The sequence below is a fragment of the Algoriphagus aquaeductus genome (assembly GCF_003253485.1).
GTDB lineage: Bacteria > Bacteroidota > Bacteroidia > Cytophagales > Cyclobacteriaceae > Algoriphagus > Algoriphagus aquaeductus.
The window spans coordinates 242,446-267,397 of the sequence record NZ_QKTX01000006.1 but is presented as its reverse complement, the minus strand read 5'-3'; the positions used below and the strand labels follow the sequence as shown (position 1 = coordinate 267,397).

At 45.3% G+C, this 24,952-nt stretch carries 22 protein-coding genes; 16 read left to right on the top strand and 6 right to left on the bottom strand.

Features of this window, described 5'->3' with window-relative positions; all coding sequences use genetic code 11:
* The first annotated feature begins 131 nt into the window (after nt 1–131).
* The 4 genes from CLV31_RS10575 (at nt 132) to CLV31_RS10560 (ending at nt 3,299) form a co-directional block, all read left to right on the top strand.
* Nucleotides 132–1,085, top strand: a complete 954-nt coding sequence (locus CLV31_RS10575) for a carbon-nitrogen hydrolase family protein (RefSeq protein WP_111392853.1) — start codon at nt 132–134, stop codon at nt 1,083–1,085.
* Nucleotides 1,086–1,283: 198 nt separating this feature from the next.
* Nucleotides 1,284–1,487: a type II toxin-antitoxin system VapB family antitoxin gene (vapB, locus tag CLV31_RS22260; protein WP_146250887.1), complete on the top strand. Its 204-nt coding sequence runs from the start codon at nt 1,284–1,286 to the stop codon at nt 1,485–1,487.
* A gap of 138 nt (nt 1,488–1,625) precedes the next feature.
* Nucleotides 1,626–2,240, top strand: a complete 615-nt coding sequence (locus tag CLV31_RS10565) for a DUF4230 domain-containing protein (protein WP_111392851.1) — start codon at nt 1,626–1,628, stop codon at nt 2,238–2,240.
* A 345-nt stretch (nt 2,241–2,585) separates the two neighbouring features.
* On the top strand, nt 2,586–3,299 hold the full coding sequence (locus tag CLV31_RS10560) for a hypothetical protein (RefSeq protein WP_111392850.1): 714 nt from the start codon (nt 2,586–2,588) through the stop codon (nt 3,297–3,299).
* A gap of 304 nt (nt 3,300–3,603) precedes the next feature.
* On the opposite strand, the gene CLV31_RS10555 is transcribed toward CLV31_RS10560, so the two are convergent.
* A complete protein-coding gene (locus tag CLV31_RS10555) occupies nt 3,604–4,974 on the bottom strand; it encodes a Gfo/Idh/MocA family protein (protein WP_111392867.1) in 1,371 nt (456 codons plus the stop codon).
* 150 nt (nt 4,975–5,124) lie between these two features.
* On the opposite strand from CLV31_RS10555, the gene CLV31_RS10550 reads away from it, so the two are divergent.
* The 5 genes from CLV31_RS10550 (at nt 5,125) to CLV31_RS10530 (ending at nt 9,900) form a co-directional block, all read left to right on the top strand.
* Nucleotides 5,125–5,982 (top strand): geranylgeranylglycerol-phosphate geranylgeranyltransferase, encoded by an 858-nt coding sequence (locus tag CLV31_RS10550; protein ID WP_111392849.1) that lies wholly within the window; start codon nt 5,125–5,127, stop codon nt 5,980–5,982.
* A gap of 205 nt (nt 5,983–6,187) precedes the next feature.
* Nucleotides 6,188–6,418 (top strand): hypothetical protein, encoded by a 231-nt coding sequence (locus CLV31_RS10545; RefSeq protein ID WP_111392848.1) that lies wholly within the window; start codon nt 6,188–6,190, stop codon nt 6,416–6,418.
* Between the two features lie 680 nt (nt 6,419–7,098).
* The gene (gene proB, locus CLV31_RS10540; RefSeq protein ID WP_111392847.1) at nt 7,099–8,181 is read left to right on the top strand and encodes a glutamate 5-kinase; all 1,083 of its coding nucleotides are present in this window, start codon (nt 7,099–7,101) and stop codon (nt 8,179–8,181) included.
* Nucleotides 8,174–9,415: a glutamate-5-semialdehyde dehydrogenase gene (locus CLV31_RS10535; protein WP_111392846.1), complete on the top strand. Its 1,242-nt coding sequence runs from the start codon at nt 8,174–8,176 to the stop codon at nt 9,413–9,415. Before proB ends, CLV31_RS10535 begins: the two co-directional genes overlap by 8 nt.
* 74 nt (nt 9,416–9,489) lie before the next feature.
* Nucleotides 9,490–9,900, top strand: a complete 411-nt coding sequence (locus CLV31_RS10530) for a rhodanese-like domain-containing protein (RefSeq protein ID WP_111392845.1) — start codon at nt 9,490–9,492, stop codon at nt 9,898–9,900.
* A 120-nt stretch (nt 9,901–10,020) separates the two neighbouring features.
* Here CLV31_RS10530 and CLV31_RS10525 read toward each other — a convergent pair whose 3' ends face one another.
* Entirely contained in the window at nt 10,021–10,476 is a 456-nt protein-coding gene (locus CLV31_RS10525) for a hypothetical protein (RefSeq protein ID WP_111392844.1), read from the bottom strand.
* Between the two features lie 114 nt (nt 10,477–10,590).
* Nucleotides 10,591–11,688: a Gfo/Idh/MocA family protein gene (locus tag CLV31_RS10520; protein ID WP_111392843.1), complete on the bottom strand. Its 1,098-nt coding sequence runs from the start codon at nt 11,686–11,688 to the stop codon at nt 10,591–10,593.
* Nucleotides 11,689–11,799: 111 nt separating this feature from the next.
* Between CLV31_RS10520 and CLV31_RS10515 the strand changes: the two genes are divergently transcribed.
* The 4 genes from CLV31_RS10515 to CLV31_RS10500 all read left to right on the top strand — a co-directional run bounded on the left by CLV31_RS10515 (nt 11,800) and on the right by CLV31_RS10500 (nt 15,050).
* Nucleotides 11,800–12,255: a GlcG/HbpS family heme-binding protein gene (locus tag CLV31_RS10515; protein ID WP_111392842.1), complete on the top strand. Its 456-nt coding sequence runs from the start codon at nt 11,800–11,802 to the stop codon at nt 12,253–12,255.
* A gap of 93 nt (nt 12,256–12,348) precedes the next feature.
* A complete protein-coding gene (locus CLV31_RS10510) occupies nt 12,349–13,491 on the top strand; it encodes a retropepsin-like aspartic protease (protein ID WP_111392841.1) in 1,143 nt (380 codons plus the stop codon).
* Nucleotides 13,492–13,498: 7 nt separating this feature from the next.
* Nucleotides 13,499–14,464 (top strand): NAD(P)-dependent alcohol dehydrogenase, encoded by a 966-nt coding sequence (locus tag CLV31_RS10505; RefSeq protein WP_111392840.1) that lies wholly within the window; start codon nt 13,499–13,501, stop codon nt 14,462–14,464.
* Between the two features lie 139 nt (nt 14,465–14,603).
* Nucleotides 14,604–15,050: an Hsp20/alpha crystallin family protein gene (locus tag CLV31_RS10500; protein WP_181452607.1), complete on the top strand. Its 447-nt coding sequence runs from the start codon at nt 14,604–14,606 to the stop codon at nt 15,048–15,050.
* 70 nt (nt 15,051–15,120) lie between these two features.
* Here CLV31_RS10500 and CLV31_RS10495 read toward each other — a convergent pair whose 3' ends face one another.
* Nucleotides 15,121–16,788, bottom strand: coding sequence for a formate--tetrahydrofolate ligase (locus tag CLV31_RS10495; protein WP_111392839.1), 1,668 nt, complete (start codon nt 16,786–16,788; stop codon nt 15,121–15,123).
* 797 nt (nt 16,789–17,585) lie between these two features.
* Between CLV31_RS10495 and CLV31_RS10485 the strand changes: the two genes are divergently transcribed.
* Together CLV31_RS10485 and CLV31_RS22255 are read left to right on the top strand one after the other, a co-directional pair.
* Nucleotides 17,586–18,716, top strand: coding sequence for an NHL repeat-containing protein (locus CLV31_RS10485; RefSeq protein ID WP_111392837.1), 1,131 nt, complete (start codon nt 17,586–17,588; stop codon nt 18,714–18,716).
* A gap of 85 nt (nt 18,717–18,801) precedes the next feature.
* A complete protein-coding gene (locus tag CLV31_RS22255) occupies nt 18,802–19,143 on the top strand; it encodes a DUF1573 domain-containing protein (protein ID WP_111392836.1) in 342 nt (113 codons plus the stop codon).
* 288 nt (nt 19,144–19,431) lie between these two features.
* On the opposite strand, the gene CLV31_RS10475 is transcribed toward CLV31_RS22255, so the two are convergent.
* Nucleotides 19,432–20,793: a M28 family peptidase gene (locus CLV31_RS10475; protein WP_111392835.1), complete on the bottom strand. Its 1,362-nt coding sequence runs from the start codon at nt 20,791–20,793 to the stop codon at nt 19,432–19,434.
* 250 nt (nt 20,794–21,043) lie between these two features.
* Between CLV31_RS10475 and CLV31_RS10470 the strand changes: the two genes are divergently transcribed.
* Nucleotides 21,044–23,854, top strand: a complete 2,811-nt coding sequence (locus CLV31_RS10470; RefSeq protein ID WP_111392834.1) for a PQQ-dependent sugar dehydrogenase — start codon at nt 21,044–21,046, stop codon at nt 23,852–23,854.
* Nucleotides 23,855–23,912: 58 nt separating this feature from the next.
* Here the strand turns inward: CLV31_RS10470 and CLV31_RS10465 are convergent, their stop codons facing one another.
* Complete coding sequence (locus CLV31_RS10465) at nt 23,913–24,839, bottom strand: C1 family peptidase (protein WP_111392833.1); 927 nt, start codon at nt 24,837–24,839, stop codon at nt 23,913–23,915.
* Between the last annotated feature and the right edge of the window lie 113 nt (nt 24,840–24,952).

The window sequence follows — 24,952 nt, the reverse complement described above, 5'->3', positions numbered from 1 at the left end:
GGCTGGGACACCCAAAATCAACGAATCAAAATCATACAAGATTAAATATCAATCAGTTACAAAAAACCGAAGAAAAGAACGCGGAAGTCAGGAAAGAATTGACTTAATTTGAAAATCCAACCTTTAAAACCATGTCAGAATCCCTTCTTACCGTTGCACTAGCTCAGATCTCCCCCGTTTGGCTGGACAAGGCCGCAACCCTGGAAAAAATAAAAGCAGCAATCCTTGAGGCGGCGTTAAGCGGAGGCGAGCTGATCATCTTTGGTGAAGGCCTGCTGCCCGGCTACCCTTGGTGGTTGTCCATCACTCCTGCTTCGGCTTGGGACAACCGAATCCAAAAGGAAATCCATGCCCACTATGCGCGGAATGCCATACAGATCGAAAAAGGTGAGCTCCAAGCTGTACAAGAATTGGCTAAGAAACACCACATCGCAGTCTATCTCGGCCTCATCGAGCGACCTTCAGATCGGGGAGGTCATAGTCTCTATTGCACGTTGGTCTATATTGATCAGCAAGGAGAAATCCGCTCCATCCACCGCAAGCTTCAGCCTACCTATGACGAACGGCTCACTTGGTCACCCGGTGACGGACATGGCCTGCAAGTACACCCACTCAAAGCCTTCACGGTAGGAGGACTGAATTGCTGGGAAAATTGGATGCCGCTGGCTCGAACAGCTCTGTATGGACAAGGCGAAAACCTCCACGTCGCCGTGTGGCCCGGTGCGGTGAGAAATACCGAAAATATCACCCGAATGATCGCTCAGGAGTCCCGATCCTTTGTCATATCCGTTTCCGGTCTGATGCGGAAAAGTGACTTTCCAGCCCATACGCCGCACCTGGATGTGATTCTGGAAAACTGCCCCGAAGTCCTCGCCGATGGGGGCAGCTGCATCGCAGGACCGGACGGGAAGTGGGTGTTGGAACCAGTAGCCCACTCGGAAGGACTGCTGATCCAAACGCTGGACTTCAACCGGGTTTTGGAAGAGCGACAAAACTTTGACCCGGTGGGGCATTATTCCCGCCCGGATGTCCTACAACTGAAAGTGAATCAGGAGAGACAGCGTTCGGTTTTGTTTAATGAGTGAGGTATAATCAGTTTTAAGCAACTGAATATCAAGATCTAAAAAAGACTGATTAGAATAAAATTCTTCCACTATGCTTTTATTCTTACCAATGATTATTCTCGAAAACCAGGAAATCAAACTATCCTAACTTGAGATGTGTTTGAAAACCAAGAAGAACCAGTTCCAGAAAATCACTATTTTCGTAAAAAAGAATTCAGAATGACTTCGCTTTCCTTATACACCAAACTAGAAGCCTTACCCTCCGAACTAAAAGAGGAGGCGAAAAAGTTTATTGAAAATCTTTTGAAGAAGAATCAGAAAAAAAGTGGATTTGACCCCCAAAAAGCATCACCAAAATTCGGGTCACTTAAAGGTAAAATCCATTTATCTCCGGACTTTGACGAGCCTCTGAATGAATGCTAAAAGAGCCAAATTTTAGGCTGTATTCTCAAACTCAACTTTTTTATCGCAAGTGCTACCTCATTCCAAAGCTTTGAATATTCCCCCAATTGGATTAAGACTGACTTTTCTTCATCTTGAACCTATATTTGAAATTGAACGATGAACAAATTCGGATTTGGGTTTCTGATTGCCGCATTTCTTTTTGCTGGATATTGGTTTTTTTACAGAGGCAAACAAGAGCGCGAAGACCTTCGAGCTTCTTCCGAACTCATCCAAAAGCAAGTCAATCAAGTAGGCAAACTCATCGTGACCGAAGGCTACTTTTCCAAAGTCTTCACCTTCAAAAATTCCCAAAGTCTCTTTCTCAACCTCTGGACTTCGGACAAAAAGGCCCTCGTCGTCGTCAACGCCAAGGCCACCGTGGAGTATGACCTTCGCCAACTGGAAACCGAAATCAATGCCGAAAACCGCACCCTGATTCTCAAAAAAATCCCTCCTCCCATCCTCAACATCTATCCTGAGATCGAATACTACGACGTGACTCAGGACTACTTCAACTCCTTTGGAGCCGAGGATTACAACAAGATCAAAAACTCCGTCACCACCCAAATGCGCGCTCAGATCGAAAAATCTGACCTCATGGAAAATGCCCAAAACCGACTCCTCGCCGAACTGACCAACTTCTACATCCTCACCAAATCCCTAGGCTGGACGCTGATGTATGAAGAGATGGTAATTGAAAATGAGGAGGGATTGGAAAGGCTGGGGAGGTAAAGAGATGTCCTATAGATCGAGTATCCAACTCTTTAACGAAAGCAATAAACCAAAACTATTCGTCTCTGCGTTCTCTGCGACTTTGCGGTGAATAAAAAAATCCCGCGAAGCCTCAACCCAGCGGGATTCAATCCGAAATGTTCTATCCGAAATCCGAAATCATTAGGCTCCCCGTCTAGTGTAAAATAAGCGTTTGACTGGGTGGGATTAATACCCTCTCCTCGTCCTTTGCGCCACTGGGGTGAATTTAAACTCGAAGCAGGATCTCATTTTTCATCTTTCTTCCCTCCTCTTTGCAACCCAAACCTTGACCTCTGCATCTGCATAGAAGAAAAATTTCCTGCTATGCCTCTCGGATTACGAACTGACAAACACGTCACCCAAAACATCCTCATTTATCTTTCCTTTTTGCTTATCGCGTGGATCGGAAGCCTGTATGGTAACGCAATCTTGGGAGATCATTCCTTTTTGAGGGTCTGGCAGCTTGAAAACATATTAATCCTCCTTTTGGGCATTCCTTTCTTGTGGCTGCAAAGCAAGGTTAGCCTTCCTAACTTTTTTGAAACCAGTATCTCCAATAAAAATCGGTTCCTGATTCCTGCTTTGATTGGGATGGTATTTGGGATATTGGATATTCTGGTGATCAAAGTGTTGCTTCATCCTCAACCTTACACCGAGTTACCTCCCTTTTTGCAGCCTTTTCCCTATTCCTTGTTTTTATATTTCTCAGGTGCTTTGGAGGTCGAGGTATTCTATCGCTTGATTCCGATGACTGTGTTTCTAGCGATTGGGACCTGGTATCAAAAAGGAAAATACCTCAACACCCTATTCTGGATCGGTGCAATTCTCACCTCCCTCAGAGAACCCTTGGAGCAACTTCCCGATGGTAGCTATCTTTTGATTTTCTATTCCTTGGGAACAGGATTCTTGATGAACTTGCTTCAGGCGATCTATTTCAAAAATTCCGGATTCTTGGCTTCCCTTTCGGTAAGGTTAGGACACTACCTTTTTTGGCACATCCTCTTAGGGATCTATGTGGAGTTTGTAGAATTGGGGTAGTAGAAAGGGATTGGAATCAGCTTCAATTGGGTATGCGACTTATTTGCTTTCCAGCTTTTCTCTATAAAAATGGAAATCCCCCTAGCCATAAGTGAAAGGGGGAATTGGCTGAAATTGAACCTCCATCATTAATCACAATACTCTTATACCTTTTCATTATCCCTCTCTGCGTTCTCTGCGCCCCTGACTGCCCTCAGGCAGGACTGCGGTGAATAAAAAATCCCACGAAGCCTAAGCCCCGCGGGATTCAATCCGAAATCCGAAATTAATATCCGAAACTTGTACTGAGCTTGTCGAAGTATCATTAGGCTCCTCTTCCACTCGCCGCCAACGGAATATCCGTCAGATCCTGAATCTTGATCGGCTTACCTTGTTCGATGGAGTGTCGGGCGGCGATGCCGACCAGACAGGACATGGCCCCGTCCCGACTGCCGGCTGACTGTCTCCATGGATCAGGTTTGTTGGGATCTAAGAAAAGCTTATCCTTTAGCCGCGTGTCACCGCCTCCATGGCCCCCACCGCCTTGAGGCACGGTGATGACATGGCGCTGACCGAAGTTCTTGACCAAGACCAGTTCATCCTCGTTCTTTTCATCCCAAGGCTGACTCTCCTTGATCCAGGCTTCCAATCGGCCTTTGGTCCCATTAAAGGCGATGCGGTACCCTTCGTAGGGTGAGTAGGTGGTGAGGGAATAGCTTACCTGAACGTTGTTTTTGTACTTGATCTGCACGGCCATCTTGTCGTAGATGTCGATTTCCTCCCGGAATACGCAACCGTCCCGATAGTAGCCGTCGTACTGCTCATTTTCCACATAAAGCTTGGTCAGGTGTTCATTTCTGGTGATGTCCCAATGGAAATCGCATTTGGATGCGTGAGGACATCCACGGCAGGTTTTGGAGCGGAAGGGGCCATTTTTGCCATAAAACTCCAGCGAACCGTAGGCAAATACCTCCTCCGGATCAGAGTCCAGCCACCAATTGAGCAGGTCAAAATGATGCGTGGACTTATGGACGAGCAGGGTGCCTCCAAATTCCTTTCTTCCATGCCATCGGCGGAAATAGTCTGCCCCGTGCGAGGTGTCCAAATACCAGTGGAAATCCACCGAAGTGATGGTTCCGATTTCCCCGGCCCGGAGCAATTCATAGAGTTTCTGACGATGGGGAGAATAGCGGTAGTTGAAGGTGACAATGAGTTTTTTGCCTGACTTACGCTCCGCATCGAGGATCGCTTTGACTTTGACTTCGTCGGTAGTCATGGGCTTTTCGGAGATCACATTCATTCCGGCCAAGAGTCCTTTGACGATAAACTCGTGGTGGGTGCTGTCCATGGTGGTGACGATCAGCACATCCGGCTTGGTCTCCTTGATCATTTGATCGGCACTGAAAAACAGCGGACAGTCAACGCCCATGAAGGTTTTGCCATACTTCATCCGCCCTTCGTTTTTGTCGGACAGTCCGACAAACTCCACCTGATCTTTGTAGGCTCGGATTACATCCCTCCCCCACATGGCAAGACCTCTTACACCGGTTCCGACCATGGCGAGTTTCATTTTCTGACCGGGCTTATCAAAAATGGAGAGTGCCTGCGCCACCGGGTGCAAAAAGAAAGAGCCTGCCAAGGCGCTACCCGAAAGAGCGATAAAGTCTCTTCGGGATTGCTTGCTAGTTGTATTCATGGTTAATGGGTTTTCTTGCTGAATTTTCAAGATAGGTAATTGAAAAAAAGGATGCTTCAAAAGTTACGGAAACGATTTTCCTGATTAGATCTGCGGTAAATCCTTTTTGGCTGAGACTTTTCTCTATTTTTAATCCCGGAAGGCATTATCATGGAGCGAACATTATCGGTTAGGGGACTTTTCAGAATCAGCAGACCCATCAATTTGCTTATGGTGGCTTTTGCCCAAGGGATGACTGCATATTTTCTGATTGAGACAACGACTGGAGGATTGCCTGTTCTTCAGGATTTTCGCTTGTATGTATTGGCGCTTTCCACGGTCATCATCACAGCGGCGGGCTATATGATCAATGACTACTATGATGTGAAGATTGACTATGTCAACCGTCCTCATGAAGTCGTGGTGGGTAAAGGGATCAAGCGCAGGGTAGTCATTTTCTTACATACCTTTTTCAATTTTACAGCCATTGGATTGGGGTATTGGGTCTCTCCCAGAATTGCTTTAGTCAATTTTCTGGCAGCATTTCTCCTTTGGATCTACAGCAATCAACTGAAGCGGGAGCCTTTTATCGGCAATCTCACAGTAGCCTTTTTGACCGGATTCTCCGTGTATTTGGTGGCTTTTTATTATCAGAAAAATGAATTGCTGGTCTTGACCTATGCCATATTTGCCTTTTTCCTCAATCTGATCCGGGAGATCATCAAAGACATTGAAGACCGGCATGGGGATCGCCTTCACGGTTGCCGGACGCTTCCGATAGTCATCGGATTCCGCAAGACCAAACAGGTGATCTTTGCCGTGGCGATTTGCTTTGTCGGGGCGATTTTGACGGTAACTTTTAAAATCAACAACCTCCACCTGTTCTATTATTTCGGCGCCTTGGGCCTTGTTTTTGGATGGTTTATGTGGAAAGTCTATCAGGCCGACCGCCGGGAACACTTCACCCGACTCAGCGCTTGGGCCAAGGTGATGATGCTGGTGGGGACGATGAGTATGGCGTTTCTTTAATTTCGGATTTCAGATTTCGGATTTACGACCTATCGAGGAACTCCAACCCCTATTTTAGTGCGAAGCGCCTTATTTCTATAGTATTTCGATCGTATTTCAAAAATTGGAATTACCAAAAAACCGAATAGAAAAGCCTGAAAATCAAGATTGTCTTTACTCACCCAATTCAAACGTGTAGATTTGATTTAGTCAATATTCAAAAACTATGGGAGCGGCACAACTTAAATCGGACCTTCAAAAAATCATAGAACGGATTGACAATGAACAACTTTTGCAAACCGTTTATGATTTCCTCAAGCAAAGAGAGGATTCAAAAGAAGGTGAATTCTGGAAATCCTTGACAGATGAGCAAAAGAAGGAAATCTATCTTTGGTACGAAGAATCTGAAAATGACGAAAATTTGATCGCCTGGGAGAATTTAAAGAAAAAGTACTGATGGAAGTCTTTGTCACTCCAAGGGCTGAAAAAAAACTTCGATTCCATCGTGGAGTATATTAAGAAGAATTGAGGTGATAATTCCGCAAAAGAATTTATTCAAAAAGCAGATGCGATTTTTAAAATTCTTAAGGCTCAGCCTTTGATTGGCAAAGTCGAAATAGAGGATTTCAACTTTCACCCCAAACCAGAATTCTTTACAGAATCCGAGGAAATAAAATCATCATCTTATCATTTTTTGATGTTAGGAAAAACCCAAAGAAAAAGTTTAAATGATCTAGTTGGTTAGATCCAAAACCTTGATGCTCGTGGGGAAGACGAGTATGCCGTTTTTGTGATATGAAATGCCCATGAGTAAATGCTTCTCACACAGGGGAATGATTATCCGGGGCATTCCATCTGGCCATTAAAAATCAAATTATAAACAGATGAAATTTTGGGTTTGAGATTGAAACGATGGATTGAGAACTTTTCCAAAGTTTGAAACTTTGGAAAAGTTGTAGCACAGAAAATCGCCAATTTTAATCAAAACACCCTATTTCAGCGCGAAGCGTCTTATTTCTATAGTATTTCCATCGTATTTCCACAGTTTTCAAGATAATTTCCATTCATCAATTCAAAAACCATTTTTTTTAGCAACTCCGCATCAAATCCCTTACTTTCATACAAATTTTCTAACAAATGCTTGATTCCAAAGTAGCGGTGATCAAAATCGGGTCCAATGTCCTGACGCAATCCAACGGTCTTCCTGACTTGGACCGGATGGCACATTTGGTGTCTCAAATCCAAGAATTGATTTCCAAGGGAAAAAAGATCGTACTCGTGAGTTCCGGTGCGGTAGCCTTTGGTAGGCAGTCTATCCCTTTACCAGAAAAGTTAAACCCTGTATTCAAAAAACAGATCTGGGCCTCCACCGGGCAGATCAAGCTGATCAATCAGTATCAAGAACTTTTTGGCAAACTGAATCAGCCCATTGCGCAGATTTTGGTGACCAAGGAAGATTTTCGTGACCGCAAGCACTTTCTCAACATGAAGAATTGCGTCGAGGCGCTGCTTCAGCAGGGCATTTTGCCCATCATCAATGAAAACGACACAGTGACCATCACCGAGCTGATGTTTACGGACAACGATGAGCTCGCCAGCCTCACCGCCGCCATGATCAATGCGGACACGATGATTCTGTTGACCAATGTGGACGGGATTTTCACCGGAAATCCTTCCGAACCAAGTTCTCAACTCATCGAAAAAGTGGCTTCCTCCATGCCTGAAGTGAGCAGCTATATTTCTGCGACCAAATCTTCCTTTGGGCGGGGCGGGATGCTGACCAAGTATGCCATGGCAAAAAAATCAGCCGATCTGGGCATACAGGTCATCATCGCCAACGGGAAAAAAGACGGGGTGCTCAGCGCTTTTGCCGATAAGTCTTTGCGGTGCACCTGGTTTGAACCCCAAAAGGTAAAACACGCCACCAAAAAATGGCTGGCACACGGGGCGCAATACTACAAAGCCGAGATCACCATCAATGAAGGAGCAAAAGCCTCCCTGACTTCCTCCGTCATCCGAAGCCTTTTACCAATCGGAATCACAAAAATCGAAGGAGAATTTTCGAAGGGGGACATTCTCCTGATCCGGGATGAAAAAGGAGAAAAAATCGGCTTAGGCCGTGCCGAATACACTTCCAAATTGGCTATCGAACGTCTAGGTCAAAAAAACCAAAAAGCCTTGATCCATTACGACTACCTCTACCTCTTTGACCATGACTGAGTACCAAACTATCTTCGAAGCTGTCCAAAAAAGCAGCCGAAAGCTAATCGGCATCCAAGACCAGCAGGTTCGGCAGGTGCTGGAAGATTTAGCTGATTTGGCGGAGGCGCAGATTCCTTTTTTACTAAAGGAAAATCAAAAGGATCTCGATCGGATGGAAAAAACCAATCCCATGTATGACCGCCTGCTTTTGAGTGATTCCCGAATCAAAGGCATCGCCGGAGAAATCCGACAAGTGGCCCATCTGGAAAGTCCCTTGGGGATTCTGCTTGAACAGCGAATGCTGGAAAACGGGTTGGAGCTTAGCAAAATTTCTGTTCCCCTCGGCGTGATCGGGATCATCTACGAGGCTCGGCCCAATGTGACGTTCGATGTGTTTTCGCTTGCGCTCAAGTCCGGCAATGGGCTGGTGCTAAAAGGCGGCTCAGACGCTGACTTTTCCAATCGGGCCATCATGACCTTAATCCATCAGGTTTTGGAAAAACATGGGGTTCCGAGTGGTGCATTTCAACTTTTACCCCCCGATCGCTCAGCCACTAAGGCCCTCTTGGAAGCGGTAGGCTTCGTGGATGTAATTATCCCAAGAGGGTCTCAGGGCTTGATTGACTTTGTACGGCAAAATGCCAAAGTACCTGTGATCGAAACAGGCGCAGGCATTGTCCATACCTACTTCGATGAGACGGCGGATTTGGAACAAGCCAAAGCCATCCTCCACAATGCCAAGACCCGGCGTCCCAGTGTCTGCAATTCCCTGGATTGCCTGATTATCCATCAGAGTCGATTGATTGATTTGCCAAAACTGATTCAGCCTATGCTGGAAAGCGGAGTAGCGGTCTTTGCGGATGAAAAGGCTTTTATAGCCCTTCCCACTAATCCGCAAATCCATTCTGCTCTACCCGAGCACTTTGGAACCGAATTTCTCAGCCTTAAGCTTTCCATCAAGACGGTCCAAAATCTGGACGAAGCCTTGGATCATATTTCCACCTATTCCTCCAAGCATTCGGAAGCTATTCTTTCCGAAAACCCGGTAACCATCGAGCGATTTCTCAACGAGGTCGATGCCGCGGCTGTCTATGCCAATGCATCCACGGCTTTTACCGATGGAAACCAGTTTGGACTTGGAGCAGAAATCGGAATTTCCACCCAAAAACTTCATGCCCGTGGCCCGATGGCATTGCGGGAACTGACCAGCTACAAGTGGGTGGTAAGGGGTAGCGGACAAGTTCGAGCCTAAACTTTGGCTTTTGTGCCCAAGGTCACCAAAATTCAGAATCCAGATTTTCTAGTTTTGCAGGAAACATTTAGCCCATGAAAACTGCTTCTTTGCTTCTTTTGGCCTTTACACTCTTATTTTCTTCCTGCTCATCTGAAAAATCAACTCAGGATACCTCTGAAGGGAATAAGGTGGCTTTGGTTCAAAATCTTTCTCCTAAAGAATTCCAGGAAAAAAGTCCAAATGGAGTCATTTTGGATGTCAGAACTCCGCAGGAAGTGGCCCAAGGAAAGCTCGCCAATGCTATAGTCCTGGATTATTATCAGGCAAATTTTCTGGATAAAGCCCTCGAAATCCCAAAGGACAAAGAAATCTACATCTACTGTGCAGTCGGTGCCCGAAGTCTCGAAGCCGCGCAGCTTTTGACCCAACAAGGCTACACTAAAGTGTATCATCTCCAGGGCGGAATTCAGGCTTGGTATCAAAATGGACTGCCGATCGAATAGCCTATTCAGTAGGATAGAGCGAGGGATTATTTAAAGCAAAATTTTCCGCTTGCTAAAAAAATCAAAACCTGTCAGAATTTGAATCCTGACAGGTTTTTTGCTTTTAACTTTTTACTCTTATCAATACACCTCCAAAATCGCAAACCGAACACCTCCATAGTTAAAGAACTGTCCAGCCTTTTTGCCTTTCATGACTTGATAAATCGGTGCTTTTTGAGAAATCCCGATGACTGTTCGGCCTTCGATTTCCACCCGCTCTAGGGAAGTAGATATAAAAAAGGTGCGTTGATTGGTCACCACCACAGCCCCAAGATCCACGACATCGAGTGGTTTCTCCGCTTCAATCTGTCTCAAAACCGCCATTTCATAATTCAAAAAACCCAGTTCATGCTCCATTCGAAGCAGGAGCTCACGCCGTTCAGGAGAGGGTCTGTGTTCCTGACTTTCGATTTCTTCCTGGGAATAAAGCTGAGTTTTGAGCTCGGCAATTCCTCTTTCGAAATCTTCGATCGTCCGCTCCTGCTTTTGAATACAGGCTTGGAGAATCTGGGCTTTGGAGAGGCGAAGGGCAATCATGGCTTTCAAGTTTTGAAATCAATAATACGTTGAAAATCAATACTTAACCGTGACAAAAATCAGAATTTGACCCGACATAAATCACGCCGCTTAGCGAAACCTGATAAAAACCCCCTAAATCTCTACCCGGGTTCCGGTTTCGGCAGATTCCAAAATCGCCTGTACGATCCGGATATCCCTAAGCCCTTCTTCTCCCGGAACAGGCATAGGCTTTCCAGCCAAAATCGCCAGGGTATCCTGATCCATCTGATTGGCTTGTTGCCAGGGAACTTCATAGGGAAAATTGATCTCGCCCATGGGACTGCTTCCCTTTATCCCGGCATAGCCCTGAAACGGAGAGATCGACAATTCCCCTTTTTCGCCTTGGACTTTCAGGTAGTTGACATTTTCGGCAAAAGAGGTCTTGATCCAGCCACTCACCCCATTGGGGAACTCCAATTCAGCTTCGACGATTTCTCCTAAACCATCTTTATAAATTTCGGGCCTTTCGGTCCAAACTTTAGCGGATTTCACCGCAACAGGCTCAAGCTGTGTACCCAACCTTGCGCCCTGAATGGAATAAACCCCCATATCATAAATGACACCCCCGCCCATTTCCCGCTTTTGCTTCCAGTGGTCAGTTCGGTTTTCCCGATATCCTGCGGCACAGGAGACCGCATTTATTTTTCCCAGTTTTCCTTCTTTGATCAGTTGGGTGTAGGCAAGAGTATTGGGTTCGTGCTGGCAACGGTACCCGATGGATAGGCTTACCCCATTGGATTTACATGCATCGATCATGGCCTGACATTCCTCCACCGTCACCGCCATGGGCTTTTCACACCAAACGTGCTTTTTTGCCGCAGCAGCCCGCTCCACATACTCCCGGTGCATCGAGGGCGGGAGAACCACATACACCACATCGATGTCAGGATTGTCTTTGATGGAGTCGAAGTTTTCGTAGTTGTAAATATTTTTCTCTGGGATCTTGTATTTAGCCTTCCAAGTTTCAGCTTTGGCCGGAGTTCCAGTCACAATTCCCGCCAAATAGCAATGCTTGGTAATCTGAAGCGCAGGTGCCAAAAGGTCGGTACTGTAATAACCCAGGCCGACCAAAGCCACGCCGAGTTTTTCTTTTTTGACAGATTCGGAACAAGCCAGGAGACTCATCGGAGAAACCAAGCCGAGGCCACTGGCTAGGCCAATTGTTTTGAGGGTATCACGTCTGGAGGTCATAGGATAGAGAGTTAAGTTAAAAGTTTACCCCTTAATTTGGCAAATTCTCAGGTTTTCGCACAGGTTTGCGTTGATTTTGAATTATTTTTATCCCAACCCAACACCAAAACCATGAAAAAGCAACTTCTGATTTTACTCTTTACATTCCTTCCCTTTTGGACATTTTCCCAGACGAAACCCTATTTGTCATTAGCTGATGCCGAACGGATTACCGAAGCGGCTGAAGCAAAAGCCAAGGCCGAAGGCTGGAATGTAGTCATTGCCATTCTCGATGATGGGGGGCATTTGATCTCCCTGAAACGCATGGATGGCGTACAGGTCGGATCCGTCGATGTCGCTCAAGCCAAAGCCAAATCAGCCGTCTTTTTCAAGCGTTCCACCAAGGTCTTTGAAGATGCCATGAAAGGCGAAGGAGGAAGCCGTATCGCCACCTTACCCCATGCAGTGGGAGTGGAAGGAGGCCTGCCGATTTTCAAAGACGGAGTGATTGTGGGATCAATTGGCGTATCAGGAGTGACTTCCGCTCAGGACGGAATCATCGCTCAAGCGGGAATAGACGCCTATTAAGCAGCCTTTGTCTGCGCTCAAGTTAATCCCTGATTTTCTGCGCTTTTCACATTTCCTATTTTCATTTCCAACCATTCATCCGAGCTTAAAGCCATGAAGCTAAGCGGAATTATTTTTCTGTTTTTCTGGACTATCCTGTCCGCCTTTTCTTACCAGGCCCAAGAGCAGATTGCCGTATTCCCATTTCACCTGGATTCCAAACTCTTGGTTTTTGAAGGAAAAATGAATGGTATTCCAACCCAGTTTGCCTTTGATACCGGGGCAGGTATGGGCATGGCCAACTCCTTAAGTATTCCCCAAGGAAGGCTGAAAGTCAAGGGTAAAAAAATCCGTCTTCGGGATTCCAACAATCAAACCCAAAAGGTAAAAACCGGACTGACCGATGTATTGGAAATCGGAGGTTTCCAATTTGAAAAGGTCAGAAGTTTGCTCAATGACATGCAGTTTCTCTACTGCATGGATTACTATCTCCTCGGCCATGATGTAATCCAACAGCTGAATTGGGAAATAGATTTTGAAAGACAGCTTATTCGTGTTTCCAAATCCCCTTTCACCACCCTTCCGGAATGGAAGTCCTTCCCCATTCGGATGAAAGGGAATCGCCCTTTTGTCTCCTTGAGCTTTGAAGGCAAGGAATATCCGGATGCCTTGGTGGATTTTGGGTACGTTTCAGTCATGGATTTTCCCGATCATTTACCGGAGATCCAACCATTCTTAAATCAAAAAGACAGCCTCGGACTAAGCAATCCGAACCTGAGCACCTCCATGGGGGCATTAGGCCAGAACACCTTCCCCTCGAGGACTATTTGGGTTGAAAATTTACGGCTCGACAGTACTGATTTTTCAAGAATCCCGATTGACTTTGAAGTCGGAAACTACCCGAAAATCGGTTTGGGTTTTTTCTCTGCATTGAGCAAAAAAACCATCCTCAATCACACTGAAATGAGGTATTATCTGGAATTGAAGCCTATTCCGGAATTTGAGCAAACCACTCATGTAGGAGTCCTCTATCGAAATGGCAAATTGATCCTGAGCGGAAAACCCAAAGGCTTGACTCCTGCGGATGCTTTGATCGAAATCGGTGAAGAAATCAAAATGGTCAATGGCTTTTCAGCTTCAGATTTTGAGGACGAATGCAGTTTTTTCAGCTGGTCCACTACCCAAAAATCAAAAGAACTGGAAATCGTCAAGTTGGACGGTTCAAGACTCTTTTTTCCAAAACTCCCGATCAACTAACACCAAAATGAAGGCCTTCTACCGAGATCATTACTGCCCACCCGCTCAAATCCAACTCAAAGATATCCCCAAACCCACTCCCAAAGGGGATGAAGTCCTGGTCCGAGTGATGGCCACGACCGTCAACCGCACGGATGTGGGTGTGGCCACCGGAAAACCTTATGCCATCCGGGCATTTGCGGGGCTCAGCCGGCCTAAAATCCCGGTGACGGGAACTGATTTCGCAGGAGTAATCGAAGCGGTAGGGAGCGAAGTTCAAAATTTCAAAATCGGGGATCGGGTTTGGGGATTTGATGACAACGGCGCAGGGACTCACGCCGAATGGGTCGCCTATTCGACCCAAAAAGCCTTGCTCAAAATGCCGGAAAACAGAGATTTCACGTTCATGGTAGCCTGTGCCGAAGCAGCCCATTACGCAGTCAACTTTATCAACAAAGTGCAACTCGAAGCCGGCATGGGAGTTTTGGTCAATGGCGGGACGGGGGCAATCGGCTCAGCTGCGATCCAGATTCTCAAAGCGATGGGCATCGCAGTCACAGCCGTTTGCTTTGAGAAAGATCAAGAATCTGTGAAAAACTTGGGTCCGGATCGGGTCATCGCTTTGGAAAAAACAGATTTCACCAAAGAGGACAAGGTTTATGATTTTGTGTTTGATGCAGTAGGAAAAAGCAGATTTACGCTTTGCATGCGAATACTCAAGCCCCATGGAGTCTACATTTCCTCCGAATTGGGGCCAAATTGGGAGAACATTTGGCTGGCCTTGGCTGGCAAGTTCAGCTCTGGAAAAAAAGTGATTTTCCCCCTTCCCACCGATATCCTGGGCAGTATGCAATACATCCAAAATTTAGTGGAAAAAGGAAAATTCCAACCCTTACTGGATCCCTCGATTTTTTCACCGGAACAAATTTCCGAAGCCTTTTCTTATGTAGCCTCAGGGAAAAAAACCGGAAACCTGATCATCAATTGGGACTAGAACAACCCAAGGTGAATTTTACAAGAAAAATGAACTCAATCACCTGATTTTGTGACTTTTATCACGATTTTTTAGATACTGTTTTTGCAACTTAACCCCTGTAAAAACAACCCATTTTCACACTAAATTTTCAAAAGCCATGAGCGCAATAACCAAAAAGAACAGGGGTTTTTGGCCTCACATGGTCAAAGACTTTTTCGGAACCGAAAACCCATTCAATTGGGATGAAAAATTCTGGTTTCCGGAAAAATCCGTGGAGCTCCCCTCCACCAATGTCATCGAAAATGAAAAAGAATTCAAGCTGGAGCTTTCTGCCCCGGGCTTTGACAAATCCGACTTCAAAATCGATGTGCAAGACGGTGTGCTGAGTATCAGCGCTGAGAAGAAGAATGAAATCGAGGAGGAAAAAGAAAACTACCGCAAGAAGGAATTTTCCTACAGCAGCATCCGAAGGTCTTTTGCTTTGCCCGAAGAAGTCAATGAGGAAGAAATCAACGCCAACTATGACAAAGGAATCCTCAAACTCAGTCTTCCAAAAAAATCAGGTCTCCTTTCAAAACCCAAGATGAAAATCGAGATCAAGTAAACTCTTAGGGATTTTTTGATAGAATTTGGTTTGGACCCGGCCAAGGAGAGTTGGCCGGGTTTTTCGTTGGTCAAAATAGACCTGAAATTCTTCCTTCGGCATCAATATCGACCGATTCTGCCGAAGGAACTTCCGGCAAGCCGGGCATCCGTAGGATTTCTCCTGCAATAGGAATCACAAATCCTGCCCCGGCTGCAATCTCAAACTCCCGAATGGTAATTTTAAAATCCCGGGGTCTTCCGATCAGTTTCTCGTTGTCACTGATGCTTTTCTGGGTTTTGGCGATGCAAATGGGCAGCTGAGAAAGCCCGAGCTTCTCGATCTTCTTGAGTTGGCTTTTAGCGACAGGGGAAAATTCCACTACGGAAGCACCATAGATAGTTTGGGCCACTTTTCGGATCTTTTCCTCCACCGAATCCTCCAATTGATAGGTAGGGGTGAACCGATTCTGATAGCTTTCGGCCGCTTCGACGACCAATTCACCCAAATCTTGGCAACCTTCACCACCCCTAGCCCAACCTTCGCTTAAGGCAACAGGGACTCCCTGTTTTTGGCAATAGTCCAAAATCAGCTTTTTCTCTGCCTCCGAATCCGAACTGAATACATTGACCGCCACGACCACCGGAACTCCAAAGCTTCGCAGGCTGTCCAAATGATGCTGCAAGTTAGGCAGCCCCTTTTCCAATGCCTCCACATCTTCGGAAGTGAGTTCTTTGAGCGGCTTGCCACCATGGTATTTGAGAGCGCGGATGGTAGCCACCAGCACCACCGCTTTAGGAGAAAGTCCGGCTGCTCTTGATTTGATGTTGAAAAATTTCTCTGCACCCAGGTCCGAACCAAAACCAGCCTCCGTCACCACGTAATCACCCAAACTCAAGCCCATTTTGGTCGCCAAAATCGAATTGGTGCCCTGCGCGATATTGGCAAAAGGCCCACCATGGATGATCGCCGGATGATGCCCGAGTGTCTGTACCAGGTTGGGTTTGATCGCTTCTTTCATCAGGGTAGCCATCGCACCTTGCGCATTCAAATCTCTGGCAAAAACGGGCGAACCATCAAATCGGTCTCCGATATAGATCCGTGCAAATCGATCTTTCAAATCTTCCAGATCCTTACTCATACACAGGATCGCCATTACCTCAGAAGCGGCTGTGATATTGAAGCCCGTTTCCCTGGGAATTCCTCCATTTTTTCCGCCCAGACCAATAATTATATTCCTCAGGGAGCGGTCGTTCATATCCATGGCCCGCTTCCAGAGAACCGTCCGGGGATCGATGCCAAGGTTTCGGGTTTTGCTTTGGATCGTATTATCGATCAGGGCAGAAAGAAGATTATTGGCTTTTTCGATCGCATGAAAATCTCCTGTGAAATGAAGATTGATGTCTTCCATGGGAATCACCTGAGACCAGCCACCTCCTGCCGCGCCTCCTTTGATTCCGAAGACAGGCCCGAGACTGGGTTCACGGATGACTGCGATGGAGGATTTTCCGATTCGGTTGAGCCCATCGTTGAGACCAATGGTGACCGTCGTCTTTCCCTCCCCTGCCGGGGTAGGCGTGATCGCAGTGACTAAAATAAGGTTACCCTGCTGCAACTTCTCCTCATCTATCAAATCAAGGGGGAGTTTGGCTTTATATTTTCCATAAAACTCAAGCTCTCCCCGTGAAATATGCAGCTGATCGGCAATATCCTGAATCGGCCAGGGGGCTACTGAATTAGCAATTTGAAGGTCATTCATGGGAGACTGATTTTTTACAAAAGAAGTAGAAAAGGCAGGAGATTGTTCTGACCAATCTTACCAAAAAGACTGATTGAAGTCAGGGATAAAAGGAAAATTCTCAATCGGAAACTTTAACTTTTAAATCAATACTATCCGACTGAAATAGAACAGTCGGACAGTAGTGGTTAAATACAAAAACTGGATTATTTTTTTCACTGATTTCCAGATAGTTATCCTCCCATTATTTCTACTTCACTCCTTGACAACACCAATTCCCCTATTCACATTGAAATGAACTAAACCTAAATTTCATGAAACAAAATTCAAATTATTCTTTAAAACTGCAGCAATTTGCGGAGCATCCTTTCTAGGATTTGCACAATCTGATAGTTCTATTGGTGGTGACGACTCCGAGAGAATTATTTGCAAATTTATTTGGGTCTCAAATTGCAAGGCGTCAGGATCAAGTGGAGTTTGTGCACAAAGTGAAACAGGCGGTAATATCCAATGCAGTAACTATAATTCAAACTGCTAAATGGGATATGGAAAGTTTTAAACCAATATCTCTATTCCCACTCCTTGTCTCACTTTGCCTGATTTTTCAGGTATCTTGGGCTTCGGGCCAAAGTTCTATTGAGGATGGTGAGGCTGGTCAGGTGATTTGTAAATGCACTTGGCTCGAAAAATGCAAATCATCAGGATCGGGTGCCATTTGTGCACAAAGTGCAGAAAATGGAAATATACAATGCAGCAATTATAATGGTAACTGTTAAATTCTAAACCGCCATGTAGCTACTAATGGCAGAATCATATCCATGAAAAATATCAATTTCTTTATTTCACTTTTCCTTCTGGCCTGCTCCTGCAAAAACAAAGTTGACGAAATAAATTCTCAACAGATCTCGATAGCATTTGACTCACTGAAAGTTGAAAAACTTACCTCTATTCACGAAAATTCCTCACAAGAAGGGGATATCTACTTTCAAGACACAAATTTTTTCTTTGTAGACAAACGATTCGGGTATCTATACTTATATGACAAAGAAGGAAATTACTTAAAAACTCTTTTTGGGCAAGGCGAAAGCCCAGAGGAACTAAATACGGCTTACATAGACGGATATGCAATGGATCACAAAGGGAATCACATTTTCCTTGGCTCTTCGTTCGATCTTCACATTCACAGACCAGATCTTACAAGAGAAAAAACAACAATTTTGGATTGGAAAGGAAAGAAGAATGTGAATGAAGTCCGAGAAAATGCTCTCGACAACATCGACCAATTTGCTCTTTACACATTAGACTACCTAAATTTGAATATGATAGCCGATAGCAAGGGAAATCTTTTTATACCGATCTATTCAGAAAACGAGAAATTCAATGCTTTTACTGGAGAAAAATATTATAAGGAAGGGAAGATCCTTGCTAAATACAATTTTAAATCGAATAAAGTCGAGAAACTATTAGGCCAAAGATCTGATGAATATTTAAAATACAATTATATTCCTCACCATGCATGGTTTTCATATGATCTTGACTCGTTTGATCATTTTTTTATAAATCATGAAATTGATCCAAAAATATATTATTACGATAATGATTTTGATTTAATAACAACTTTTGGAACACCCGGAAAATCTATGGATTTGGAATATAAGGAGATAAATCAATTTGATTTAAAGCTCTTTCGAGAATACTATACAAATGATAGACCCAAAAGAGGTTATTATCATTCATTGAAATGCTTGAACGGACTGGTATTTAGAAGTTATACCAAAAACGAAAGCAGTTTAACTCACGGTCTTCAAATTTACAAAGATTTTATCCTCATTGCCGATGTCGAAGTACCCAAAGGTCTTAAGGTGCGTGGTTATATTCCCCCTTACTATTATGGAAGTGTCTATGACGAAGGATCGGACAAGGTTGAAGTATACAGATTCAAATTATGAGACTTATTATTTTTGTTTTTACTATTTCTTTTTTGTCATGCTCAACCCTTGACAACAATATCCATTTCGAGCAAAGTCTAGTGTCATTAAAGGCATAGAAGAAGACTCTACTGGAAAAGAAGCTATTCAGTTTTCTACAAAACTTCTTGAATTGGGCAATATTGACAAGGATACTTTGATAGAAGGCAGGTTTGTTTTAAAGAACTTTGGAAAACAGGATGTTAAAATTAACTATGTAAATCCTGATTGCACATGTACAAATTACGACATTTCAAAAGACTACATACCTGTAAATGATTCTATCATTTTGACCTTAAGATTTGACACTTCCGGATATACAGGGGATCAAAATTTAACGGCAGTGATCAGCACAGATAGTGAAATCAAGTTTTATAAAGTACAAATGAAGTTTACGATCATTAATTAATGTGTACGCATATAATAGCTTGGTTTAAACTGAAAAACCGTGAAGCCCTATAGGCCTAGAATCTCCTCAGCAGCTCTGAAATGCCGAATGGGGCTAGGTGAAATTTGCAATTCAATCCTTATATGCTTAATAAGTTGCAATTGGTTAATTTAATTAGCATTTTTCATCATCAGCAAATTAGAAATTTGTATGTATATAAAGGTATAGATGCAATCTCACCTTTTCCACATCATATTTCCTCTACTCCCGGAGGAGCCGATAGGCATGCAGACTTTTGACCCAAACTTGTCAAATCCCCTCCTGCTCGATCAGGTACACCAATGCGGCCATGGCAGCAGCCCCCAATTCCAATTCCCGCTGATCAACCGCTTCAAAGACATCCGCTTCGGTATGATGGTAATAAAAATACCGCTGCGAATCCGGCAGAAGTCCGATCAAAATCGGTCCCTGATCTCTGAGAGGGCCGATATCTGCCCCTCCTCCCGGCTTTTGCAGATTCCAAAGCTGGTAAGGTCTGAGCAAATCTGCCCAAGAAGCCAATTTGCCACGCTGTGCATCCGTGCCCGTGGATGAAAATCCGATTGGTAAAAATCCTCCCGAATCAGATTCGATAGCGGCAATGTGTTTTTCACCTTTTGCCTTCGCCACACGGGCATATTCCTGACCTCCGCGAAGCCCGTTTTCTTCATTCATCCACATCACCGCACGGAGGGTACGCTTAGGCTTCCAACCCAGTTCTTTGTATAATCTTAACACTTCGATGGCCTGCATACAGCCTGCTCCGTCGTCATGTGCCCCTTCACCCACATCCCAGGAATCCAGGTGTCCACCCACAGCGATGATTTCCTCGGGCTTTTCAGTTCCACGGATTTCCCCGATCACATTATAGGAAAGCTTCTCGGTTTTCATCTCTCCATGAGACTCAAGATAGACTTTCAAGTCTGACTGTTCCGCAAGCAGTTGACTCAACAATTCGGCATCAGCCGTACTGATCGCCAATGCAGGAATTTTGGGAAAATCAGGATTGTAGCGCTGATTTCCGGTGTGGGGAATATCATTGATGGTATTGCTCAACGAGCGAACCAAGGTGCCAATGGCCCCAAGCTTGGAAGCTTCGGCAGCGCCTGAACTCCGCTGTGCATTGGCACCTCCATAGGCCTGAAAGGAATCGATCATCCTGGGATCCATGGGGCCGTTGAAAAAGACAATTTTCCCCTTCACTTTTTCCCCCAAAGCCTGAAGTTCCGGAATGCTTTTAACCTCGATCACTTGCCCAACCAGTCCTTTAGCTCCGGTTCCCTGTGTATTCCCCAAGGCCAATGCATTCAGCTCCACTACGCCATGCTTGACCGAATTGGTAATTTTGACGATATCCTTTCCTCCCCTTTCCCAATGCGGAACCATCACCGGCTGCAAAAAGACGGTATCAAAGTCATAGCTTTCCATCAATTGTTTGGTCCACTCCACGGAAGCCGCAGCACCCGGAGAACCCGCCAATCTATTTCCGACGACTTTGCAGAGGTAGCGGAGATTTTCATAAGTATGCCCGGAGGAAAGCTCTGCATCATAGATCTTCCGGAGATTGGATTCGTGATTTTGAGCAAAAGAAAATGCAGGAACAAAGGCTAAGACTAGGAGAAATTTCTTCATATCTGGAACTACTTTTTTGAAAAAATAGAAAAAGGAAAATTGTCCTGAAAAAGATTTTGACCAATGGTTATTTTTCTTTCAAGCTCCATTCTGGACTTTCTTTCGAAAAAGTGGTTTTACTCCAAATAATCAATCAGTTCCATCGATCGCTCATCCCCAAAATTTACCGAAACAGCAAGAGCGTTTGGTAGTTCGGCATCTTTTGTCCAACATTGAGACAATAGAAAACCTATCCATTGATCCGAAACCTATGCGAAACAATTTACCCTTGAGATCTATTTGGGCCTTGCTGTTGGGATTGGCAGTTTTTGCCTGCAAATCCGACCCTTCAGACGATCCCAACATCAAACCCGAAGACAACCGCTTCACCAAAGTCGTCCTCGCTGAAGGCATGGACGAACCGATGGAAATGACCTTTTTGCCCGGCAATCGCGTGCTTTTTGTAGAACGAAAAGGAGGAGTGAAAATCCTGGATGAAAACACCGGAGAAGTCACTTTGGTCGCTACCATCCCAGTCAACACCAAATACACCAACAAAGCGGGAGTCGTAAGAGAGGCAGAAGAAGGCCTCATGGGAGTAATCGCCCACCCGGACTATGCCAAAAACAACTGGATCTACATGTACTATGCAGATCCGACAGATTCCAAGCACGTCCTTGCCCGATGGGAACTAAAAGGAAACGAACTGGTGGAATCCTCCAAAAAAATCATGCTCGAAGTACCTACTCAGAGGGAAGAATGCTGCCACACCGGTGGTGGGATGGTCTTTGACGCAGAAGGAAACCTGTACTTGACCGTGGGAAACAATACCGTCAACCCGCGTGAAGGCACTTCCAATCTTGACGAAAGACCAGGAATGGAAAACTCCGATGATCAGCGAGCTCCGGGAAATACCAATGACCTGAGAGGAAAAATCCTGAGAATCCATCCGGAGGATGACGGTTCTTATACGATCCCTAAAGGAAATCTTTTCCCTGAGGGAACAGAAAAGACCCGTCCGGAAATCTATACCATGGGCCATCGAAACCCTTGGAGACCAACCCTGGACAGTAAGACAGGCTACCTCTATTGGGGTGAAGTGGGACCGGATGCATCTGTGGATTCCATTTGGGGTCCGAGAGGATACGATGAATTCAACCAAGCCAAAGGCCCAGGATTTTTCGGTTGGCCGTACTTCATCGGGGATAATTTCCCTTACAACCGGCACAACCATGCGGACAGCACCTATGGGGCACCTTATGATGTCAACAATCCGGTCAACGAATCGGTGAACAATACCGGTTTGCGCGAGCTTCCGACTCCGGTTGTACCTGCAATGATTTACTATCCGTACGGTGCTTCTGAGAAATTTCCGGAATTGGGAAGCTCAGGTAGAAGCGCCACGGGAGGACCGGTGTTTAGGAAAGCTGATTTCAAAAAAGACGCGCCTTATGTGTTCCCAGCCTACTACGAAGGCAAATGGCTGATTGTGGACTTTATGCGAGGGTGGATTTTTGCAGTCACCATGGATGAAAACGGGGATTACCAAAGCATGGAGCGATTCCTGCCAGCGGAAACTTTCAGCTCGGCGATTGACATGGACTTCGGACCGGACGGCTCTTTGTACATCCTGGAATATGGTTCAGCTTGGTTCCGGGGCAATGCCAATTCCCGATTGATCAAAATCCAGTACAACCGAGGCAATCGTAAGCCAAATGTCAGTGCAGTGGCAGACAAAACAGCCGGAGCTACGCCTTTGACGGTCAATTTCTCTTCCGAAGGCACAAATGACTTTGACGATTACGATCAAGGCAAGCTGAAATACGAGTGGAAAATAACCAACGGTTCCGGTTTCAATCAAACCTTGACCGAGGCCAATCCAAGCTTCACGTTCGCTGAGGCAGGAACCTACCAAGTCACCCTGACCGTCACCGATACCAAAGGCGAAACTAATTCGGCTTCTCTGGAAGTAACCTCAGGCAATGAGCCTCCGGTGGTCAGCATCGACTTCGGAGGACTCAACCGCAGCTTCTGGTTTGGAGACAAGGAACTGGCCTACAGCATCTCAGTAAGTGATCAAGAAGACGGTGGTTCCGCTGATGGCAAAATCAAGCCGGAAGAAGTGGCGGTCACCTTTGACTATGTGCCTGCAGGTTTTGATCCGATCGAGGTCGCTTCCAAGCAGAGTGGGGTGGAAAGTGCTGCTATTTTGAATCTAGGCAAAAATCTGATCGAACAGAGCGACTGTAAATCCTGCCACCAATACACCGAAAAATCCATCGGCCCTAGCTATCAGGCAGTAGCCGAAAAGTATCCTAACTCTGAGGAAAATTCCAAATACCTCGTGGGCAAAATTATCAAAGGAGGAGCTGGAGTTTGGGGTGACCATGCGATGAGTGCGCACCCTTCTCTCAGCGAAGCAGACGCCAAGAGAATGGTGGATTACATCCTGGCCATGGACGATGTGCAGGCCAATATTGCTTCGCTTCCATTGCGCGGAAAATTGGATGCGGTGATTCCTGAAGGAGAAAATGGGCAGGGCAGTTTCTTGCTGAGAGCCTCCTATTCTGACAAAGGCGGAAACTCCATCGGTTCATTGAATGGAGTGGATTTCGTGGCATTGAGAAGTCCGTTTGTCGATCCTCAGACATCGGTAGATCGAAAAGGCGTTCAGCTGCTGACCACTCCCAGGGTGAGCTTCATGATGGCCGGTGACAATTCACAGTTTGCACTGAAAGGCATCGACCTTACAGGAATTCAGCAGATTGATGTGTTGGCAGCGATCAATCAACGAAATGGAGCTCTTGGAGGAATTGTTGAAATTCGTTTGGGTTCTCCGACTGGAGAAATTCTCGGAACCTCTGAAAAGATTGGCAGAAAAGAAGGCGGAGGATTCAGACCACCTCAGGGAGTGAGTATGCAGGATTGGATGCGAATGAACTCCAATCGAGCCCAGGTTAAAATTAAACCTACTTCGGGCGTTCAGGATCTCTATTTTATCTTCAAAAATCCAGAGGCAAAACCTGAGCAGGTATTGATGGGCATCAACGAGATCGAGTTTAAGAATAAAGCTGAAGAGTAAACGTTTTTAATCACCTTAGAAAGCCCCGAATCGCAAGTTCGGGGCTTTTATTTTGCAATCAATTCATCACGACCAAAGCTTGACACAAGACCCGGAAGGGATTTTGAAGATCAAAAACATTTTCAAAAGCTGCATAATCCACCCAAACAAAGCCCTGATCTCCCCAGCCTTCTCCCCAAGAGTTCACTAGTTTGAAAGCTTTAAATTGATCCGAATAGCCAACTACCAGCATCGCATGAGACCCATATATCTGGTCCTTTTTGACCTGATGTGGACGATAAGCACTCAGTCCCAAGGCATCCTTTTTCCCAAACTCCGGATCCAAGCCCATCGCCACCACAATCGGTTTTCCTTGTGTCAAAAGGGTCTTAACCTCAGCGACCATATTTTCTCCTGACAAAATCAAATAATCCTTCATTTTGAAATTGCTGGCATTTTCACGCTGTGCAGCTGTTGGTTGCAGATTGCATCCTGTGGATTGGTACGGAAAAACCTCCCACTCGCTGGCTCCTTGATCCACCAAAAGCTGAAGCGATCGGATAATCGAAGTCCCTTTGCATTGGCCTTTTGTGATCTGATTATAAATGAAGGATGGGCTCAAAGTGACTCCCTGAGAACGGGAGGAATTTTGCCCGATATTATGGAGCAGACTTCTGCCATAGTAGGTCGTAGCCCAAGCGGTACAAGACCCCAATCTTCCTTGATTGCCTACTTCCGGTAGAAAATTGGAAAGATCAAACGAGGCCGGAAGGTCATTGGGAATGGTAAGGTTTTGGAGCGTTTTCAGGCTTTCCGGAACCCCACCGGAAAACCCGTAACAATACGAATTCTCGCAGCCCATCCAATATTCTTCCCCATCTTCAGCGATAAAAACTTCTCCGTTTTGGGTAAGGGGATCGGTTCCAAGGAGGGAGGTGTATTCATTTTTTTCAAGGCATCCAGTAATCAGAAAAAGAACAACGGGAAAAATCAAAAACTTGCGCATAGGATATCTATTTAGTTATTGGCAAGACGAAAAGTCATTTATTTTCGCTACTCGACTTCCAAACAAAAAATTGACAATCAGTTTTTTCACCAAGTAAAGGACTGTTTTTAGAT

What these genes read in the sequence shown, in the direction of transcription:
- CLV31_RS10575 (WP_111392853.1), top strand. Translation starts at nt 132, where the DNA reads ATGTCAGAATCCCTTCTTACCGTTGCACTAGCTCAGATCTCCCCCGTT.
- CLV31_RS10545 (WP_111392848.1), top strand. Translation starts at nt 6,188, where the DNA reads ATGGGAGCGGCACAACTTAAATCGGACCTTCAAAAAATCATAGAACGG.
- CLV31_RS10555 (WP_111392867.1), bottom strand. Translation starts at nt 4,974, where the DNA reads ATGAATACAACTAGCAAGCAATCCCGAAGAGACTTTATCGCTCTTTCG.
- CLV31_RS10470 (WP_111392834.1), top strand. Translation starts at nt 21,044, where the DNA reads ATGCGAAACAATTTACCCTTGAGATCTATTTGGGCCTTGCTGTTGGGA.
- CLV31_RS10465 (WP_111392833.1), bottom strand. Translation starts at nt 24,839, where the DNA reads ATGCGCAAGTTTTTGATTTTTCCCGTTGTTCTTTTTCTGATTACTGGA.
- proB (WP_111392847.1), top strand. Translation starts at nt 7,099, where the DNA reads ATGCTTGATTCCAAAGTAGCGGTGATCAAAATCGGGTCCAATGTCCTG.
- CLV31_RS10485 (WP_111392837.1), top strand. Translation starts at nt 17,586, where the DNA reads ATGAAAAATATCAATTTCTTTATTTCACTTTTCCTTCTGGCCTGCTCC.
- CLV31_RS10475 (WP_111392835.1), bottom strand. Translation starts at nt 20,793, where the DNA reads ATGAAGAAATTTCTCCTAGTCTTAGCCTTTGTTCCTGCATTTTCTTTT.
- CLV31_RS10560 (WP_111392850.1), top strand. Translation starts at nt 2,586, where the DNA reads ATGCCTCTCGGATTACGAACTGACAAACACGTCACCCAAAACATCCTC.
- CLV31_RS10500 (WP_181452607.1), top strand. Translation starts at nt 14,604, where the DNA reads ATGAGCGCAATAACCAAAAAGAACAGGGGTTTTTGGCCTCACATGGTC.
- CLV31_RS10565 (WP_111392851.1), top strand. Translation starts at nt 1,626, where the DNA reads ATGAACAAATTCGGATTTGGGTTTCTGATTGCCGCATTTCTTTTTGCT.
- vapB (WP_146250887.1), top strand. Translation starts at nt 1,284, where the DNA reads ATGACTTCGCTTTCCTTATACACCAAACTAGAAGCCTTACCCTCCGAA.
- CLV31_RS10550 (WP_111392849.1), top strand. Translation starts at nt 5,125, where the DNA reads ATGGAGCGAACATTATCGGTTAGGGGACTTTTCAGAATCAGCAGACCC.
- CLV31_RS10505 (WP_111392840.1), top strand. Translation starts at nt 13,499, where the DNA reads ATGAAGGCCTTCTACCGAGATCATTACTGCCCACCCGCTCAAATCCAA.
- CLV31_RS10535 (WP_111392846.1), top strand. Translation starts at nt 8,174, where the DNA reads ATGACTGAGTACCAAACTATCTTCGAAGCTGTCCAAAAAAGCAGCCGA.
- CLV31_RS10510 (WP_111392841.1), top strand. Translation starts at nt 12,349, where the DNA reads ATGAAGCTAAGCGGAATTATTTTTCTGTTTTTCTGGACTATCCTGTCC.
- CLV31_RS10495 (WP_111392839.1), bottom strand. Translation starts at nt 16,788, where the DNA reads ATGAATGACCTTCAAATTGCTAATTCAGTAGCCCCCTGGCCGATTCAG.
- CLV31_RS10520 (WP_111392843.1), bottom strand. Translation starts at nt 11,688, where the DNA reads ATGACCTCCAGACGTGATACCCTCAAAACAATTGGCCTAGCCAGTGGC.
- CLV31_RS10530 (WP_111392845.1), top strand. Translation starts at nt 9,490, where the DNA reads ATGAAAACTGCTTCTTTGCTTCTTTTGGCCTTTACACTCTTATTTTCT.
- CLV31_RS10525 (WP_111392844.1), bottom strand. Translation starts at nt 10,476, where the DNA reads ATGATTGCCCTTCGCCTCTCCAAAGCCCAGATTCTCCAAGCCTGTATT.
- CLV31_RS10515 (WP_111392842.1), top strand. Translation starts at nt 11,800, where the DNA reads ATGAAAAAGCAACTTCTGATTTTACTCTTTACATTCCTTCCCTTTTGG.